This is a genomic window from Glaciibacter sp. 2TAF33, from assembly GCF_052114945.1.
Classification (GTDB): domain Bacteria; phylum Actinomycetota; class Actinomycetes; order Actinomycetales; family Microbacteriaceae; genus Cryobacterium.
Genome location: NZ_JBFRFS010000006.1, coordinates 214780 through 231739, shown reverse-complemented (window position 1 = coordinate 231739; position 16960 = coordinate 214780). Strand labels below are relative to the sequence as shown.

At 68.0% G+C, this 16960-nt stretch carries 14 protein-coding genes, 1 tRNA gene and 2 pseudogenes; 12 read left to right on the top strand and 5 right to left on the bottom strand.

Annotated features, from left to right (window positions below; translation table 11 throughout):
• A pseudogene (locus tag AB4Y94_RS08250) lies at nt 1-142 on the top strand (IS30 family transposase); the annotation flags it as partial.
• Nucleotides 143-231: 89 nt separating this feature from the next.
• Here the strand turns inward: AB4Y94_RS08250 and AB4Y94_RS08245 are convergent.
• The 3 genes from AB4Y94_RS08245 to AB4Y94_RS08235 all read right to left on the bottom strand — a co-directional run bounded on the left by AB4Y94_RS08245 (nt 232) and on the right by AB4Y94_RS08235 (nt 4156).
• On the bottom strand, nt 232-1875 hold the full coding sequence (locus AB4Y94_RS08245) for a DNA repair helicase XPB (RefSeq protein WP_441727193.1): 1644 nt from the start codon (nt 1873-1875) through the stop codon (nt 232-234).
• Between the two features lie 162 nt (nt 1876-2037).
• The gene (locus AB4Y94_RS08240; RefSeq protein ID WP_441727191.1) at nt 2038-3846 is read right to left on the bottom strand and encodes a helicase-associated domain-containing protein; all 1809 of its coding nucleotides are present in this window, start codon (nt 3844-3846) and stop codon (nt 2038-2040) included.
• Nucleotides 3847-3880: 34 nt separating this feature from the next.
• Complete coding sequence (locus AB4Y94_RS08235; RefSeq protein WP_441727189.1) at nt 3881-4156, bottom strand: hypothetical protein; 276 nt, start codon at nt 4154-4156, stop codon at nt 3881-3883.
• Nucleotides 4157-4250: 94 nt separating this feature from the next.
• On the opposite strand from AB4Y94_RS08235, the gene AB4Y94_RS08230 reads away from it, so the two are divergent.
• Nucleotides 4251-4631 (top strand): cold-shock protein, encoded by a 381-nt coding sequence (locus AB4Y94_RS08230; RefSeq protein ID WP_441727187.1) that lies wholly within the window; start codon nt 4251-4253, stop codon nt 4629-4631.
• Nucleotides 4624-5202, top strand: a pseudogene (locus tag AB4Y94_RS08225) (DUF3027 domain-containing protein); the annotation flags it as partial. The gene AB4Y94_RS08230 and the pseudogene AB4Y94_RS08225, both read left to right, overlap by 8 nt.
• 120 nt (nt 5203-5322) lie before the next feature.
• Here the strand turns inward: AB4Y94_RS08225 and AB4Y94_RS08220 are convergent.
• Nucleotides 5323-5556, bottom strand: a complete 234-nt coding sequence (locus AB4Y94_RS08220; protein ID WP_441727185.1) for a DUF2530 domain-containing protein — start codon at nt 5554-5556, stop codon at nt 5323-5325.
• A gap of 17 nt (nt 5557-5573) precedes the next feature.
• Nucleotides 5574-6692 carry a phosphoserine transaminase gene (gene serC, locus AB4Y94_RS08215; RefSeq protein ID WP_441727183.1) on the bottom strand — a complete coding sequence of 373 codons (1119 nt, stop codon included), beginning with the start codon at nt 6690-6692 and terminating at the stop codon, nt 5574-5576.
• Nucleotides 6693-6779: 87 nt separating this feature from the next.
• On the opposite strand from serC, the gene AB4Y94_RS08210 reads away from it, so the two are divergent.
• The 9 genes from AB4Y94_RS08210 (at nt 6780) to AB4Y94_RS08170 (ending at nt 16859) form a co-directional block, all read left to right on the top strand.
• A complete protein-coding gene (locus AB4Y94_RS08210; RefSeq protein WP_441727181.1) occupies nt 6780-7490 on the top strand; it encodes a metal-dependent transcriptional regulator in 711 nt (236 codons plus the stop codon).
• Nucleotides 7491-7895: 405 nt separating this feature from the next.
• Nucleotides 7896-8576 (top strand): C40 family peptidase, encoded by a 681-nt coding sequence (locus tag AB4Y94_RS08205; protein WP_441727179.1) that lies wholly within the window; start codon nt 7896-7898, stop codon nt 8574-8576.
• 341 nt (nt 8577-8917) lie between these two features.
• Nucleotides 8918-9415, top strand: coding sequence for an HNH endonuclease (locus tag AB4Y94_RS08200; protein WP_441727177.1), 498 nt, complete (start codon nt 8918-8920; stop codon nt 9413-9415).
• 118 nt (nt 9416-9533) lie between these two features.
• Nucleotides 9534-10748: a CHAP domain-containing protein gene (locus AB4Y94_RS08195; RefSeq protein WP_441727175.1), complete on the top strand. Its 1215-nt coding sequence runs from the start codon at nt 9534-9536 to the stop codon at nt 10746-10748.
• A gap of 248 nt (nt 10749-10996) precedes the next feature.
• Nucleotides 10997-11068, top strand: a tRNA-Arg gene (locus AB4Y94_RS08190).
• A gap of 130 nt (nt 11069-11198) precedes the next feature.
• The gene (locus AB4Y94_RS08185; RefSeq protein ID WP_441727173.1) at nt 11199-11363 is read left to right on the top strand and encodes a hypothetical protein; all 165 of its coding nucleotides are present in this window, start codon (nt 11199-11201) and stop codon (nt 11361-11363) included.
• A 26-nt stretch (nt 11364-11389) separates the two neighbouring features.
• Nucleotides 11390-11920: a flavin reductase family protein gene (locus tag AB4Y94_RS08180; RefSeq protein WP_441727171.1), complete on the top strand. Its 531-nt coding sequence runs from the start codon at nt 11390-11392 to the stop codon at nt 11918-11920.
• A 66-nt stretch (nt 11921-11986) separates the two neighbouring features.
• Nucleotides 11987-13003 carry a magnesium and cobalt transport protein CorA gene (locus AB4Y94_RS08175; protein WP_441727169.1) on the top strand — a complete coding sequence of 339 codons (1017 nt, stop codon included), beginning with the start codon at nt 11987-11989 and terminating at the stop codon, nt 13001-13003.
• Nucleotides 13004-13082: 79 nt separating this feature from the next.
• On the top strand, nt 13083-16859 hold the full coding sequence (locus AB4Y94_RS08170) for a DUF4011 domain-containing protein (protein WP_441727167.1): 3777 nt from the start codon (nt 13083-13085) through the stop codon (nt 16857-16859).
• The last annotated feature ends 101 nt before the right edge of the window (nt 16860-16960 follow it).

Sequence of the window (16960 nt, the reverse complement as noted above, 5' to 3'; positions counted from 1 at the left end):
CAGTCGCGAGCACCTCGAATTTGTCCAAGCCGAACTCAACGGCCGACCACGGAAGACCCTCAACTGGAAGAGCCCAGCCGAGGCCCTCAACGAACTGCTGTTAAACTCGCCAAACGAAAACCGTGTTGCAACGACGCCGTGAATTCACCCGCCGCCGATGGTGTTTTTCCGTACATCACGGGCTCACTGGCCCCACCGGCACACGAGCGGATGCCGCGACGTGTGAAGCGCTCAGGCCGGGACGAGGCTGTGCGCGTCGAGGATCGTGTAGCTGTAGCCCTGTTCGGCGAGGAACCGCTGCCGGTTCTGGGCGAAGTCCTGGTCGACGGTGTCCCGGGCGACGAGGGTGTAGAAGTTCGCGGACAGCCCGGACTCCTTGGGACGGAGCAGCCGGCCGAGGCGTTGCGCCTCCTCTTGCCGTGAGCCGAACGACCCTGACACCTGGATCGCCACGGTCGCCTCGGGGAGGTCGACGGAGAAGTTGGCGACCTTCGACACCACCAGCACGTTCTCCTCGCCGACCCGGAACGCCTGGTAGAGCCGTTCGCGCTCGTCCACCGGTGTGGCGCCGGTGAGCTTCGGAGCCCCGAGCGACTCGGCCAGTTCGTCGATCTGGTCCAGGTACTGCCCGATCACCAGGATGCGTTCGCCGGCGTGCCGGGCGACGAGCTCCTTGACCACGTCCAGTTTGGCGGGGGCGGTGGCGGCCATCCGGTAGCGTTCGTCGTCGGCCGCGGCCGCGTACGAGAGGCGCTCGGACTGCGGCAGGTCGATCCGCACCTCGAAGCACGCGGCGGGGGAGATGAATCCCTGCGCCTCGATCTCCTTCCACGGCGCGTCGAAGCGCTTCGGCCCGATCAGGCTGAAGACGTCGCCCTCGCGGCCATCCTCCCGCACCAGGGTCGCGGTGAGCCCGAGGCGGCGGCGGGCCTGCAGTTCCGCGGTGAGCTTGAACACCGGCGCCGGCAGCAGGTGCACCTCGTCGTAGACCACGAGGCCCCAGTCCATCGCGTCGAGCAGCGCGAGGTGGGCGTATTCGCCCTTCCGCTTCGCGGTGAGGATCTGGTAGGTCGCGATGGTGACCGGCTTGACTTCCTTCATCTGGCCCGAGTATTCGCCGATCTCCTCGGCCGTGAGTGTTGTGCGCTTGAGCAGTTCGTCACGCCACTGCCTGGCCGACACCGTGTTGGTGACCAGGATCAGCGTGTTGGTCTTCGCCGTGGCCATCGCACCGGCCCCTACGAGGGTCTTCCCGGCGCCGCAGGGCAGCACCACAACTCCGGAGCCACCCTCGAAGAAGTTCGACACCGCCTTGTTCTGATAGTCGCGGAGCGCCCAGCCGTCTTCGATGAGATCGATCGGGTGCGGCGTGCCCGGAGTGTAGCCGGCCAGGTCCTCGGCCGGCCAGCCGATCTTCACGAGTTCCTGCTTGAGCTGGCCCCGCGCCCACGGCTCGATCAGGTACGAGTCAGGAGACGGATGCCCGATCAGCAGCGGCGAGATGCGCTTGGCCCGGGAGATCTCCCTGAGCACCGCCTCATCGCGGCTCACCAGGATCAGCTCGCCGTCGGCGTCGCGCTCGATGATCAGCCGCCCGTACCGCCCGACCGTCTCGGTGATGTCCACCGACACGGTCTGCGGAATCGCGAACTTTGAGTACTTCTCCAGCGTTGCCAGCATGTCCGACGCGTCGTGCCCCGCCGCGCGGGCGTTCCACAGGCCCAGCCGGGTGATCCGGTAGGTGTGGATGTGCTCGGGCGCGCGCTCGAGCTCCGCGAAGACCGCGAGATCGTGGCGTGCATCTTCGGCAAGCGGATGCGCCACCTCGAGCAATACCGTGCGGTCGCTTTGAACGATCAGGGGTCCGTCAGACATAGCTTTCAATGCTACGCCTACGGCGGGCGGCCCTCGGCGCGCCCCCGCCCCGACTCGGCGGGAGCGATACGCGGCAGGTGCGCCGCTGTGCGGCAGGCGCGCCACCCGTACAGCGGCGCAACTACCGCATACCTCCGCGGCGCCCAGCGATGGCCGGCCGGACTACGGTGCCGGCGTGATGCTGAGCACGCTCGACAGAGGCAGGGTGCGTTCAATGTCCGCCCGGCGGTCCCTCGCACGGAACCGGCCTCCGCCGACGCTCGCGGGTTCCAGCAGGTAGTCGACCACGACACCTCCGGGCATGGCGATCGAGACGATGACGGTCTGCTTGCCCCGAATCGCGACGTCCAGTTGCCGGGCCAGCCAGGCGTGGCCCGCCTCGCTCTCCCCGCCGTCGCCGGCGCGGAGTTTCTCGACCAGCGCGGCGGCGGGATCGGCCGGCTCGGCCACGACCGGGCGGGCGAGCTGGTGGCGGCGTAGGTGCAGGATCTCGCCCTCGCCGTCTTCGGCGGCCACCGGGTACTTGGCGTCGCTGAGAGCCCAGAAGACCACGTCCGCCGGATGGCGGCTTGTCAGCCGGCCGTCCGCACTCACCAGGGCCAGCGGGGTGAGCGACTGGTCCACGGCAATGGTGCCCAGCATCGCCGGGTCGTCGGACCACACATAACTCTGCGCCTGGCCGGTTCGAAGCGGACCGACCCGCACCCGCCCATATCGGGAAGCGGATTCGACGATCAGGTATTCGAGGGGTTGCGGAACACCGGTCAATGAAATGCCGCGCAGGAACTCGAGGATCGACTGCGCATTCCCGCCGGCGGCCAGCGCCCGGTTCACCGACGCGTTCGTCACCCGGTAGGTCGACGCCAGCTCGCGGCTCTCGATGTCGGCGAGGCTGCGGAGCCGGGCGTCGACGGCGGGGGATAGCGGGCCGGGCGAGACGATCGACAGGTCATGCTGCAGGTAGACCTGCCCCACCTCGGCCGGCAGCAATTCGGCCATCATCGCGACCGCCGCGTCGATGTCACCCGCCAGCACCGCGGCGCCGGCCGTGCCGACGGTCTGGTGTGCGGTGACGCCGATGAGCTCCGCGTCGCGAGCGAACGCGTTCACCCGTTCCTCCATCCAGGTGCCGCCGGCCGGGTACAGCCAGGTCGCGTAGGCACGAAGCCCGTCACCCCAGGAAACCCCCGGTCGGCCGGCGAGGATGCTACGGACCTCGGTCGACAACGCCGCCTGCCAGGCCGTCGCTAGGCTCGCCCACCGCTTCGGGGTCCCCTCGTGCAGCCAGTCGTCGCCGCCCGGAGTCTCCAGCCAGTGGCCACGCTCGAGCGCCACGAGTTCGGCGCGTTCGGCGATCGACACCAGCGGCGCAACGGCCTCGAGCTCGACCGACATCGCCTGGGCGAGCCGCTTGGTGTCGGGCTGGCCGAGTCCGCCACGGCTGAGCTGGCGGGCCGGTTCGCGGGAGACCTCGGTGACGAGCTCCGCGATCGAGGACACCGCGGCGAAGGCCCGCTCGGCGGCCAGCCGGTCGACGAAACGGGTGTCGCTGTCGGAGGCGTTCAAGAAGGCGGATGGCGCGGTCTGCGCCGCGAGTTCGGCGGCACCGGGCAGGCCCTCGGAAGGCCACGCACGCAGGCGCTCGGTCACCGGGTCAAAGGTGGTCACCCGGTCGCCGTCGAGGGTGACGAGCAGCAGCTCGTGCAGGGTCCTGGCGCGATCCGCGACATCCGCTGCGGTCGTGGGAGTGCCGCCGAGTTCATGAAGGCGGCCGGCGATGTCGTCGAGAGTCGGCGATGGGAGCTCCACGGCCACGGCGAGCACGGCGAGGGTGCCTCGCTGCAGGCGGACCAGCGCGCGTTGCACCGCGTCGTCAGCCAGGAGCGCGTCGGCGAGGTCGAAGAAGTCACGGATGCCGGTTGCCGGGATCCCGCGTGCGGCAATCACCTCGCGCAGCTGGGCATCACTCATCGCTCTCAGACGGGTCGCGAGCGTCAGCATGACGTCAAGGCCGGTTCGCCCGCGCCTCGCGGCTTCGGCGTACGGCGCTGACGATCAGGAGCGCGATCAGGAGCACGAACCCGACCGGGAGTCCTAACAGGGGCAGTGTCAGCACGAATGGCCAGACACCCTGGCTGAACCCGTCGTTGTTGCCGACCCCGGCCGAGGTGCCGATGAGTACCGCAATGAACGCGAGGATCGACAGCCCGACCATAGCCGCGACCATATAGGCGAGGACCCGTTCGATCCTGCTGGCGGGCTGGGGCGGTTGAGTGGTCACATCCTTAGGATACTCAGGCGGGAGGCCGCCCGACCCAATAAGCTAGACGTATACGACGCGCACTTCAGCGCGCCCGAAACGCAGCGAGGTTCACATGCCCACCGGCAAGGTCAAGTTCTACGACGAGGAGAAGGGCTTCGGCTTCATCAGTTCTGATGACGGCCAGGAGGTCTTCCTGCACGCATCTGCGCTGCCCGCCGGAACGAGTGTGAAGGCGGGAACAAAGCTCGAGTTCGGCATCGCCGACGGCAAGCGAGGCGCCCAGGCGCTTTCAGTGCGCGTGATTGAAGCGCCCCCCAGCCTGGTCAAGCTCAGCCGCAAACCGGCCGACGACATGGCGATCATCGTCGAGGACCTGGTGAAGCTGCTCGACGGTATCGGCGCGAACCTGCGTCGCGGCCGCTACCCTGAGAGCTCGCACAGCCGCAAGATCGCGGCCATGCTGCGCAAGGTCGCAGAGGAACTGGATGCCTGACGCCGAACGAGATCTCTCGGCTGACCAGGAACAGGCTGTGCCGCAGGCTGACGGGGCGCCGACCGGTTCGGTATCCGCTGATCCGGAATCCGCTGACCCGGTCTCCGCTGATGCTGGGACGACGGAGGAGTCGGCGACCGACGCGCCGGCGACCGACGCGCCTGCGACCGACCCTGCTCCGATCGACGCCGACGAGGTGTTGCTTGCTGCCGTCGATATCGCGCGCGCAGCACTGCTCGACATCACGCCCGCCGACACGATCGGCGAACCGGTCGGGCACGTCGTCGAGGACAAGCATGTTCTGTCGCTCCTCTTCGACTGCACGCTGAGCGGGTACCCGGGCTGGCACTGGAACGTCAGCCTGTCGCGGATCAATGAGAACTCCGACCCGTTCGTTCTGGAGACCGAGCTGATGCCGGGCGGCGAATCCCTCCTGGCACCGGAGTGGATTCCGTGGTCGGACCGGCTCTCCGACTACCGTGCCGCGCAGGACCTCGTCGCGGCGCAGGCCGCTGCGGATGTGCTGGACGATGACGACGAGTTCGACGAAGACGACGAAGACGACGATGAGCTGGACTCCGAGCTCGACGAAGACGACCTCGACGACGACCACGGCGACGATGTCCTCGACGGGATTGATTTCGAGACGGCCGCGAACGGTCTCCTCAATCCAGCGGATTTCGAGACGGCCCTAACGACGTCGGAATTGCACCCAGCCGAGGCCGACGAGACCCAGGCCGAGGCCGATGACAGCACACCAGAGCCACCAGCCGCGGCCGGCGTCGACGAGCTGATCGTTGAAGACGACCAGCCCGACCAGCGCCAGTAGCCAGCCGACCGACCCCGCGAAATAAGCCTTGCGCGCATCAGTGCGCGCGGGCAGCGGGTCGGGCCGGCGCTCGCTGTCTTTCAGCCAGATTCGCATCCGCCGGCCCTCGCCCGTTAGCGATCGAGGTTGTCGACGACGAATTCGATCGACGAGATGAGCTTCTGCACATCCGCCGGCTCGATCGCGGCGAAGGTCGCGACCCGCAGTTGGTTGCGTCCGAGTTTCCGGTACGGCTCGGTGTCCACGATTCCGTTGGCGCGCAGGGTCTTCGCGATCTGCGCGGCGTCGATCGCATCGTCGAAGTCGACGGTCACCACCACCTGCGATCGGTGTGACGGGTCGGACACGAACGGCGTCGCGTAATCGACGCTCTCCGCCCAGGCGTACAGGGCGGATGACGATTCCAGGGTCCGCGCGGACGCCCACGCCAGTCCGCCGTTGCCGTTGATCCAGTCGACCTGGTTCTCCAGCAGCAGCAGGGTGGCCAGTGCCGGGGTGTTCAGGGTTTGGTTGAGTCGGGAATTGTCGATCGCATTCTTCAGGCTGAGGAATTCGGGGATGTAGCGACCGCTTGCCGCGATCCGCTCAACCCGTTCGATGGCGGCGGGCGAGAAGAGGGCGAGCCACAGGCCACCGTCCGACGCGAGGTTCTTCTGCGGGGCGAAGTAGTAGACATCCGCTTCCGCTGCCTCGAAGTCGATGCCTGCCGCGGCGCTCGTCGCGTCGATGACGGTGAGCGCCCCGTCGTCGCCGGCGACCCGGGTGATGGGAGCCATCACGCCGGTGGACGTCTCGTTCTGCGGCCAGGCGTAGACGTCGACGCCCTCGGTGACGACGAACTCGCTGCGCGAGCCGGGTGTCGCGTTGATCACGTCGGGCAGGTCAAGGAACGGAGTCTTCGCGGCGGCGGCGAACTTGCCGCCGAACTCTCCGAAGACGAGGTTCTGGCTGCGTCGCTCAATCAGGGAGAACGCCGCCGCGTCCCAGAACGCGGTTGATCCGCCGTTGCCGAGCACGACCTCGTAGCCGTCCGGAATCCGGAACATCTCGCCGAGGCCCGCGCGCACGCGGCCCACGAGATCCTTCACGGGGGCCTGCCGGTGGGATGTGCCGAGGATCCCGGCGCCGGCAGAGGCGAGGTAATCGAGCTGCTCCTGCCGAATCTTGGACGGGCCGCAGCCGAATCGTCCGTCGGCGGGCAGCAGTTCAGAAGGTATGGTCAGTTGCGGCATGGTCCAATTCTAGTTGGTGCCGTCTCGGCGGGTAGGGTTGAGCCAGTGCGTCACGCCCGTGGAACGACGCCGAGCAGGAGGCTGGGGATGACAGATCTAATCGATACCACTGAGATGTACCTCCGCACCATCCTCGACCTCGAGGAGGAGAACATCGTTCCCCTCCGGGCGCGTATTTCCGAGCGCTTGGGCCACTCCGGGCCCACCGTGTCCCAGACCATCGCTCGCATGGAGCGCGACGGACTGGTCATCGTCTCCGGCGACCGTCACCTCGAGCTCACCATGGCCGGCCGCAGCAAGGCAGTGCACGTGATGCGCAAGCACCGCCTCGCGGAGCGCCTCCTCAGCGACATCATCGGACTCGAATGGGAGTTCGTGCACGACGAAGCGTGCCGCTGGGAGCACGTTATGAGCGAGCAGGTCGAACGCAAGATCCTGGAAATGCTCGGCCATCCCACCGAATCCCCGTACGGCAACCCGATCCCGGGGCTGGAGGAGCTGGGGCATGCCCCCGCCGCCGCCTTCATGAACGGGGTGACCAACCTGGTCGATGTCGTCGCCGGCCGGTCCGAGCCGGTGACCGCTGTCATCCGTCGCCTGGGGGAGCCGGTGCAGTTCGACCCCGAGCTCCTGTCTCAGCTCAAGCAGTCGGGCGTCATGCCCGGCAACCTCGGGACCTTCTCCGCCGCCGGTTCGTATGTGCTGGTACAGGTCGACGGGCACGGTGACGGGCTCGAGCTCCCCGTTGAAGTTGCGGGTCATATCTTCGTGACCACGCCGGAGTTACGGGCCGCCTGACGGACCCACCCTGCACTTCGCGTCTACCCCGCACACGTGGGGGATTCGTTACCAATTCGTTAGAAAACTCCCGTTCTAGGGTGACATTCCAGTGAACGTCACGTAACCTCGACCTGTCCCACCGACCAGCAACGGTCGAAGGACTCTGGTTGAGACGCCCGATTTCACCCGTCACTTGGCCAGGTACCCACACGCGCCAAGCGCACTTGGACGGGGCAACTACCTAGAGTTGCCGGGCGCCGGAGGACGAACTTGGCTGCATTTGGTGACAAACGATCCCGCACGGAATCGAACCCGACACACAACGAAATCGAAAAAGTCCGGACGGATCTCACCAGGCCCGCCCGTACTGTGCCCGCGAAGAAACGTTCCGCCCGCCGAGGCGCGCTGGGCAACGTCGTGGTCATGAGCCTGGCCGCCGGATTGGTGGCCACAGTGGCCCTCCCGGCGTACGCATTCGCACCGGGCTCTGACCAAACCCGGTTCGGTGCGACCGAGTCGACCAAGATGTCCAAGACCGGGGAGCAGTCGGTCAGCGTCGCCGCGCAGGCGTCCACCGTGTCGGTCGCCCGAGATGGGTTCACCGCCACGACACCGGAGGAACTTGCCGCCAGGGCCGCGGCTGCTGCGGCCGCTGCCGCAGCAGAGGCGCGCCGGCAGCAGGTCGCAGCGCAAATGACGTCGTATGCGGCGTCCTACTCCGGCCCCTCCGTCGCCGACTACCTGGCCAGCCCGTCGTACCCGAACTTCGACCTCGCCTCCGTCTACAATGTGGCCCTGCAATACCAGGGCGTGCCGTACGTGTACGGCGGCGCCACCCCCGCCGGATTCGACTGTTCCGGGTTCGTGATGTACGTCTACGCGCAGTTCGGCATCAGCCTGCCCCACTCCGCCGCTGGACAGGGTGCCGCCGGTACCCGCATCTCGCAGGCCGATGCCCAGCCCGGTGACCTCGTCATCATGTCGGGGCACGACGGCTTCTACGCCGGGAACGGCAACATCCTGCACGCACCGTACGAAGGCGCATCCGTTCGAGTCCAGCCGCTGTGGACCAGTGACTACTACATTGTGCGGTTGGGCATCTGACCGCTGAATCGCTGCTGTACGGGCTGCGAATTCACAGCCATTTCGCGTGCGGGCTCTTCGCGACACGCCGATTGTGGGTTAACCTGATGCCCTGATGTTCTGCGAGTTGGAAGAGCCGATGCGTGACTCCCGCACGATCCACACCATGGATCCGCGGCGGGCCGTCACGTTGCGGCGGAGCAGCCAAACAATCCGGTGTCACGCGTTTCGCCATCCTGCGTGCCCGCGGGCGTTGTCCTTGTGACAGCGCCCTTTTTGTTTGCCCGCGCACTTCCTGCCCGCCGACCCAGGTAGCAGTTCGAATGGCTGGAAGCCGTCCAGCCTTCTTCGAAAGGGAGCGCATGCGCACACTGGTCCTCAACGCCGGGTACGAGCCACTCGCCGTGGTGTCCTTCAAAAGGGCGATCGTGCTGGTCATGAATCACAAGGCGACGATCGTGCAGGCCGATCCGGACCACCCGGTCTACGCGGCATCCGGCTCCTGGGAGCGTCCGAGCGTGATTCTCCTCACCCGGTACGTGCGCATTCCGCGCAGCCGCTCGAACCCGGTCAGCCGGCGCGGGGTGCTGCGCCGCGACGATCACCGCTGTTGCTACTGTGGCAAGTCGGCGACCACGATCGACCACGTGCTTCCGCGTTCCCGCGGCGGACGCGACACCTGGGACAATCTGGTCGCGTGCTGCCTGCGCTGCAACAACCTCAAGAGCGACCAGACCCCGGGCGAGATGGGCTGGGCGATGCGGTTCAGCCCCCGGGTTCCGAGGGGCACCGCGTGGGTCGTGCGCGGGGTCGAACAGCCGCTTCCGCAGTGGGACGAGTACCTGGAACCGGCGGCGTAATTCCGGCCGACTTTCGTGAATGTCACAGGAATGTAACGCTCGGCGTGACAACTGCAACCGGTTCCCGTAATGTGGGGGAGTCCGATTGACCAGCCCCGGCCTTCACGAGGATCAACTTTTGACCGAATCCGACCCATTCCCGTCGCGTCGTGCGTTACGCGAGCAACGGGTGTCGGAAACCTCGAAAAAGGCTGTCACAGCGGGCTCGACTCCGACCGAAGCGGATGCCGCCCAGTCCGCCGCCGCGGACCGCGTGCCCGATGCCGGCTCGGTCGCTGCCTCCGTTGATGCCACGTCCGCTGCAGGCTCGGTCGCCACTTCCGATGCCGCCACGGTCGCTCCTTCCGTCGCCACCGATTCGGCCGCACCGGACTTGGCCGCACCGGACATGGCCGCACCTGGCTTGGCCGCTCCTGACTCTGCCGCTGAGGCGTCGAGTGTCGCTTCCGCTGCCGTGATTGCTTCGGTTGTTGTGCCATCGGCCGCGACCGATCCCATCCCTCCCGCACCGCGACGGCTCCGGGCGCTGCCGGCTGGCGCAACCACTGCGCCGTCGACCGCACCACGCCCACCCCGCGCCACGAAAGGGAAGCGTCGCAATCCGTTCACCGTGGCCATCACGTTGATCGCGATCCCGGGCATCTTCCTCACCACGGCACTGCCGGCTTACGCGTTCGCACCCAATGGCATTGCCGGACAGACCGAGTCGGCGTCACACGCCTACGCCACTGCCGAGGCGCAGGGCGTCACTGTCGCCGCCAGCGCGGCCGGCATCGCCATCGCCCGGGACAGCTTCACGGCGACCAGCCCGGAGGAACTCGCCCAACGGGCGAAGGAAACGGCACGGGCAGCGGCAGCACAGAAAGCCGCGGAAACAGCCCGGGCGTCGGCCGCCGAGTGGGCCGTGTACGGCGTGCGAGCCGAAGGCGACGACTACCCGTGGCCGTACCAGGCCACCGACACGCAGGGTGGCGGGCTCTCACCGCTCGGCTACTACTACCGTGAGTGCGTCGACTTCGTTGCCTGGCGGTTGAACCGCGACGCCGGGTCGTCCGGTTCGCCGTGGCGCTGGACCTGGAGCAGCCTTACTCCCGGCGGCGGCAACGCCTCCAGCTGGGCCAGCGCCTGGAAGAGCCACGGCTGGGCCACCAGCACCACCCCGGTCGTCGGAGCGGTGGCCTGGTTCAACTACAACCATGTCGCCTATGTGCAGTCAGTGCCCGGCGACGGCACCGTCGTACTCGAGGAGTACAACTGGGTGGGCAGCCACGCGTACCACAAGCGCACTGTCTCGACCGGCGAGGTCCCGCTGTTCCTCTACCCGCCGGCGTAGCGCAGGCCGCCTCTCCCGCCCCCGCGCATCCGCTTATCCCGCGCCGTGCGCATCAGCTTTTCACGCGGGTGCGCCCAAAGTGCCGCCCGGCCGGCGTCCGGGGCGGCATTTTGACCGCACGCGTGGCGCCGGCGCACACGAGGAGACGCGGCGAGACGCGGCGCCCCTCGGCGCGGCGCGGCGCCCGTTCACCCACCAACGCGCGGTGCGACCGCGGCGACGGCACAACCGCTAAACTTTCTGAACCAGCCTCTGTAGCTCAACGGAAGAGCAGTTCCGTCCTAAGGAAACGGTTGGGGGTTCGAATCCCTCCAGGGGCACCGTCATGATCTCCCCCCGGATCCGGCATCCGTGACCGTGCGCTGCGGTCCGCCACCCAACAGGCCGCGATCAGCCACGCCTCGTAAGATGGGAGCGAACCGGGCACGACGCCGGGTCGCAGGAGGAAAGATGGGACGAGACGTGGCGGAGGAACCGGAAAACCCGCCCGCGCCCCCGAAACGCCGCCGGTCGAGGTACGCTGTCGCTGATGTCGTGCTCCGCCGTCTCGCGCTCGCGGCGTTCGTCGTCATCGCCCTCGTCGCCGCCATCATCGCAGCCGTCAGCCAGCGCTGAGCCGCCCCGCATTCGGAAGCGACAGCATGGACCAGCAGATCACCGCTCGCACGCTCCAGCCGGCGGGCATCACTGCGGATGACGAGACCTTCTACAAGGCGCTCAGCGGCCAGGTCGCGAAGGGGGTCGCCGTCATCTCGGCGGTCCACCGCGGCCGCGACCACGCCGCAACGGTGACCGACTTCCTCTCCGTCTCCTACGACCCGCCCACGATGGTGGTCAGCATCTATTCGCTCTCCCGGCTGGCCGAGGCGATCGAAACGTCCGGCCGCTGGTCGCTGAGCCTGCTCTCGGCCGAACAGGCATCCGTTGCCGACCGGCTGGGCGAGCCCGGTTCCCCGCTGATCGGCCTCCTCGACCAGACTCCGCACTTCCGCCCGGAGGCGGGTGCGCCGGCGCTGGTGACGGATGCCCTCGCCTGGTTCGAGCTGAAGACCGTCGCGTCGGCTCCGGCCGCCACTCATACCCTCTTCGTCGGCGAAGTGACCTGGATGGCGCGCCCCGACGCCCAGCCCGGTTCACCGCTGGTGCGATACCAGTCCGGGTACCATCGCTGAGGCGGCGCGGATACCAGCCGTGACGCCGGCCACTGGCACACTGGAGTGGCCAGACGAGGAGACCCCATGACGGTGATTGACAACGCGATCTACGTCGACGGGCGTCGCGTGGCGACCCCGGAGACCCTCGACGAGACGTTCGAGGCGATGAAGGCGCAGGGCGGCTTCGCCTGGATCGGCTTGTACCGGCCGTCCGACGATGAGATCCGGTTGGTCGCCACCGAGTTCAGCCTGCACCACCTCGCCGTGGAAGACGCCCTGAAAGGGCACCAGCGGGCCAAGCTGGAGCGCTACGACAACACACTGTTCCTGGTGCTCCGACCGGCGCGGTACATGGACGCCGACGAACGTGTTGAGTTCGGCGAGCTGCACCTGTTCGTCGGGCCGGACTTCGTGGTCACGATCCGCCACGCCGAAGCGCCGGACCTCTCCCGGGTGCGGCACCGGATGCAGGACGCGCGGACGCTCCTCGCGCTCGGCCCGGAGTCGGTGCTGTACGCGATCCTCGACCAGGTGGTCGACGAGTACGAGCCCGTCGTGAAGGGCCTCCAGAACGACATCGACGAGATCGAAGACCAGCTGTTCGACGGCGATCCGGAGGTCTCCCGCCGCATCTACGCCCTGTCCCGTGAGGTGATCGAGTTCCAGCGCGCCACCCAGCCGCTGATCGGCATGTTCGAGTCCCTGCAGAAGGGCTTCGAGAAGTACGGCGTCGACGTCGAGCTGCACCGGCACCTGCGCGATGTCCTTGACCACACGCTGCGGATCGTCGAGCGCGGCGACGCGTTCCGCCAACTGCTGCAGAACGCGCTCACCGTGCATTCCACCCTGGTCGGCCAGCGCCAGAATGACGAGATGCGGAGGCTCTCCGAAACGAGCCTCGCCCAGAGCGAAGAGGTCAAGAAGATCTCCAGCTGGGCGGCCATCTTCTTCGCGCCGACCCTGGTCGCCTCCATCTACGGCATGAATTTCCGGAACATGCCTGAGTTGCACTGGGCGCTGGGCTATCCGCTCGCGCTGGGCCTGATGGTCGCCGGGGCGGCGGCCCTCTACATCGCCTTCAAGAAACGCAACTGGCTCTGATTAGCCAATCCCGGCGGAAATGCCGCGAAACCCGGGCCGCCTAACGTGAAATGGGCCCGCCCCGAATTAGGGTGTGGTTGTGTGGCGCCTCGATAAGAAACAAGATGACGACGATGTACTGTCGCAGTACACGGATGCGCCTGCCCCCGAACCGCAAAACGTGACGTCTCCGCACGCCGTCAGTCTTGGCGATCCCGCGCTCGTCGCGGGCAACATCGCCGAACCGGTGTGGCAGCGCTGGCGCGATGAACTCGCGGAGGTCGGCGGCCGTTCACCGCTCCTGCATTTCAGTGACAGCCCGCGGACGCGGATCGAGCTGAGCGCGACCCACCCGGGTGGCCTGCCCCAGTTCATCACCGGCAAGACCACCCTGCTCTCCAACTTGATCCGCGACGAACTCGCGCTCCGCAACGCCAGGCTTGCGGCCGGCGAGATCACCCAGAAGGGCATCGAACTTCGGTCGATGCGCGGCATCGAGTCCGTGCATCTCGCCATCGGATTGGCAGAGTGGCGCCACGGCGAGGCTGAGTTCACCGCGCCGGTGCTGCTCCGCCCGGTCGCCATCCGCCGCTACGGTCGCGACTTCGAACTCAAGCTCAAGGGCCAGCCGTTCCTGAACCCCGAGCTTGCCCGTGCCCTGCACGACCAGTTCCAAATCACCCTCGACGCCGACGCGTTCGTCGCGCTGGCGATCACCAACGGCGCCTTCAAGCCCCAACCGGTGATCGACCGGCTGCGCGGCCTCACCTCGCACCTTCCATGGTTCAATGTGGTGCCGCGCCTGGTGGTGTCGTCGTTCGCCGACGTCGGCCGGGCGCTGGCGGCCGACGCGACCAAGCTGGAGCATCCGCTGCTCGACGCCGTCGCCGGCAACCCGGCAGCCCGCCGCGCCATCGAGACCGCCTATCACCCGGTCGTACCGATCGGGCAGGACGCCCGCCCGCCGGCCACTGACACGCTGCTGCTCGACGCCGACCCGGAGCAGGAGAACGTCGTCGCCCAGATCGCATCGGGCAACTCGCTCGTGGTGAAGACGTTGCCCGGAACCGGCGGCACCCAGACCATCGTCAACGCGATCGGCTCCCTGGTCTCCCAGCACAAGCGGGTGCTGGTGGTCAGCGCCCGCCGTTCCAGCCTCGACGGCATCTCCCACCGGCTCACCCAGGTCGGCCTGGCCGGAGTCGCGGTCACCCCGCGCACCCTGCGCCGCGACCTGGTCCAGGCGATCACCCGCAACGAAAAGGCCACCCAGCCCAAGGTCGGCGACGTCGACGACGCGCTCGTGCGACTGCGCAAAGTGCTGCTCGACTATCGCGGAGCGCTGACCCGGCGGGACCCGGCGCTTGGCGTCTCGGTGCTCGATGCGCTCGGTGAACTCGCGCGCCTGGCCCAGCTTCCGGCGCCCCCAGCCACTACCGCGCGGCTCGACCGGCACGCCATGGAGCGCCTCGCGCACGACCGCGCATCCGCCGCGGCGACGCTGATCAAGGCCGCGACGCTCGGTGAATTCCGCTACGGCCCGGGCGACTCGCCCTGGTACGGGGCCTCATTCACCTCAACCGCCGAGGCCACCAGCGCGCACCAGCTGGCCAAGCGGGTCAACCAGATCGAACTTCCACGCCTGCTGGAACGGGCATCCGGCCTGATCAACCAGACCAGGTTGCGCCCGTTCGAGACCATCACCGAACTGGGCATCTACCTGCGCCTGCTGCTGGACATCCGCGAGACGCTGGACAAGTTCCAGCCCGCTGTCTACGACCGGTCGCTGACCGAGTTGATCGCCGCGACATCGTCACGGCGTGACTCCTCGGAGATGTCGTCGACCAACCGGCGCCGGCTGCGCAAGCTGGCGGAGGAATACCTCCGCCCCGGCGTGCACGTCAGCGACATGAACGAGAGCCTCCGGCGCATCCAGCAGCAGCGTACGCTCTGGCAGCGGTATGTCGTGGCCGGGGTCAGTCCGGAGGTTCCGGTGGGAATCGCGGATGTGCACGTCGCCTTCCAGCGGGTGTACGAAGACCTCGCCGCGCTTGACGTGCCACTCGGCAACGCCGGCACCACCCGCCAGCTCGCCAACCGGCCGGTCAAGGAACTCATCTACACGGTGTCGGGCCTGGCCGCCGACAGCGAAGTGCTGGCCAACCTGCACGAACGCACTGCGCTGCTGGCCACCCTGCGGGAGCACAACCTCGACCCGCTGATGACCGACCTGTCCAGGCGCCACGTGTCGGAGAAGGACGTGGCAGCCGAGCTTGAACTGGCGTGGTGGCAGTCGGTGCTCGAATCGATGCTCGGCAGCGACAAGGCCCTCCTGAACGCGAACACGCAGGTGCTCGACCGGCTCGAAGCAGACTTCAAACTCGTCGACGAAGCGCACGCCTCCGCCGCCGGCCAGCTGCTGGCCTGGCTGCTCGCCGAAACCTGGAAGATCGGCATCGTCGACTACCCCGAGGAAGCCGACCAGCTGCGGCGCCTGTTGCGGGCCGACCGCGCGACACCGGACCGCATCCACGAGGGCGCCCCGCACCTCGGCCGGGTGCTGGCACCGGTCTGGCTCGCCTCGCCGTACGAGATCGCCGGCCTCACCGACCGGATGACCTTCGACGCCGTCCTGCTGGTGGACGCCGGCGCGACCACCTTCGCCGAGAACGTCGGCGCCATCCGCCGTGCCAAGCAGGTCGTCGCGTTCGGCGACCCCGTCACGCAGACCCCGTCCCCGTTCGAGACCGGCATCACAGAGGTCGGCGCGGAAGCGGATGCCGCCACCCCCGAAGTCAGCGTGGACGCGCTGCACGCAGACTCCGCGCTCGCCCGGCTCGGCGAACTCCTGCCGACGCTGACGCTCACCCGCAGCTACCGGGCCGGCGGCGAGGACCTGGCCGAGCTGGTCAACCACCGCTTCTACGGCGGCCGCATCGACTCGCTGCCCTGGGCTGGGAGCTTCCTCGGCCACGGCAGCCTGACCCTCAACTATGTCGCGGGCGGCCACGGCATGCCCGATCCGGAGAGCGGCGCCGTCGAGAGTGTGGACGCCGAAGTCGCCAAGGTGGTCGAACTGGTCATGGAGCACGCGGTCAAGCGCCCCCGTGAGTCGCTGATGGTCATCACGGCCAGCGCCCGGCACGCCGTGCGGGTGAACCAGGCCGTGCTCGCCGCCTTCGCCAAGCGCACCGATCTCTCGGACTTCATCCTCAAGGATCGCGCCGAACCGTTCACGGTGCTCACCCTCGAGCAGGCCGTCGCCCAGAGCCGCGACCGGGTGATCTTCTCCATCGGCTACGGCCGCACCCCGCACGGGCGACTGCTCTCCAACTTCGGTTCGCTCGGCGAGCCGGGCGGCGAACGCCTGCTGGCCATCGGAATGACCCGGGCCCGTCGGTCGATGGACATCGTCTCCTGCTTCCGGCCCGCCGACATCGACGCGGACCGCCAGCGGCACGGCATCCTCGCGCTGTCCCAGGTGCTCTCCGAGACGGAGGCTCGCGAAGCCGAGGTCGGTGTGCCCGATTCCAGCGAGTCGATGCTGGTCGACCTGGCCGGGCGCCTGGAGCGCCTCGGGCTCACCATTTCGCTCGGGCACCGCGGCAAGCTCGCCCTCGCCGTCTCCCACGCGGGGCGTGCCGTCGTGGTCGAAACGGATGCCGTCGTCGGCAGCGCGAGTCTCCGAGAGTCGCTCAGGCTCCGCCCTGAGGTTCTGCGCCGTCTCGGTTGGCATTACCTTCGAGTGCACAGCTTCGAGCTGTTCAGCTCACCCGATGTAGTGGCCGCGCGGGTCGCGGCGCTCCTCGGCAGGACTCGCACCGAGATCGTGAACACCGCCACCGCGCCGATCGCGGTGCAGCGCCCCGGCACGTAGAGCGGGCCCTGCCCTCACCTCGCGTCGTATCCCGGCGCTCCCGCCCGCTCATGGCCCGCGCTCCGCGCCGGAAACGTCACTCTCGACCGAAAAGGTCACTC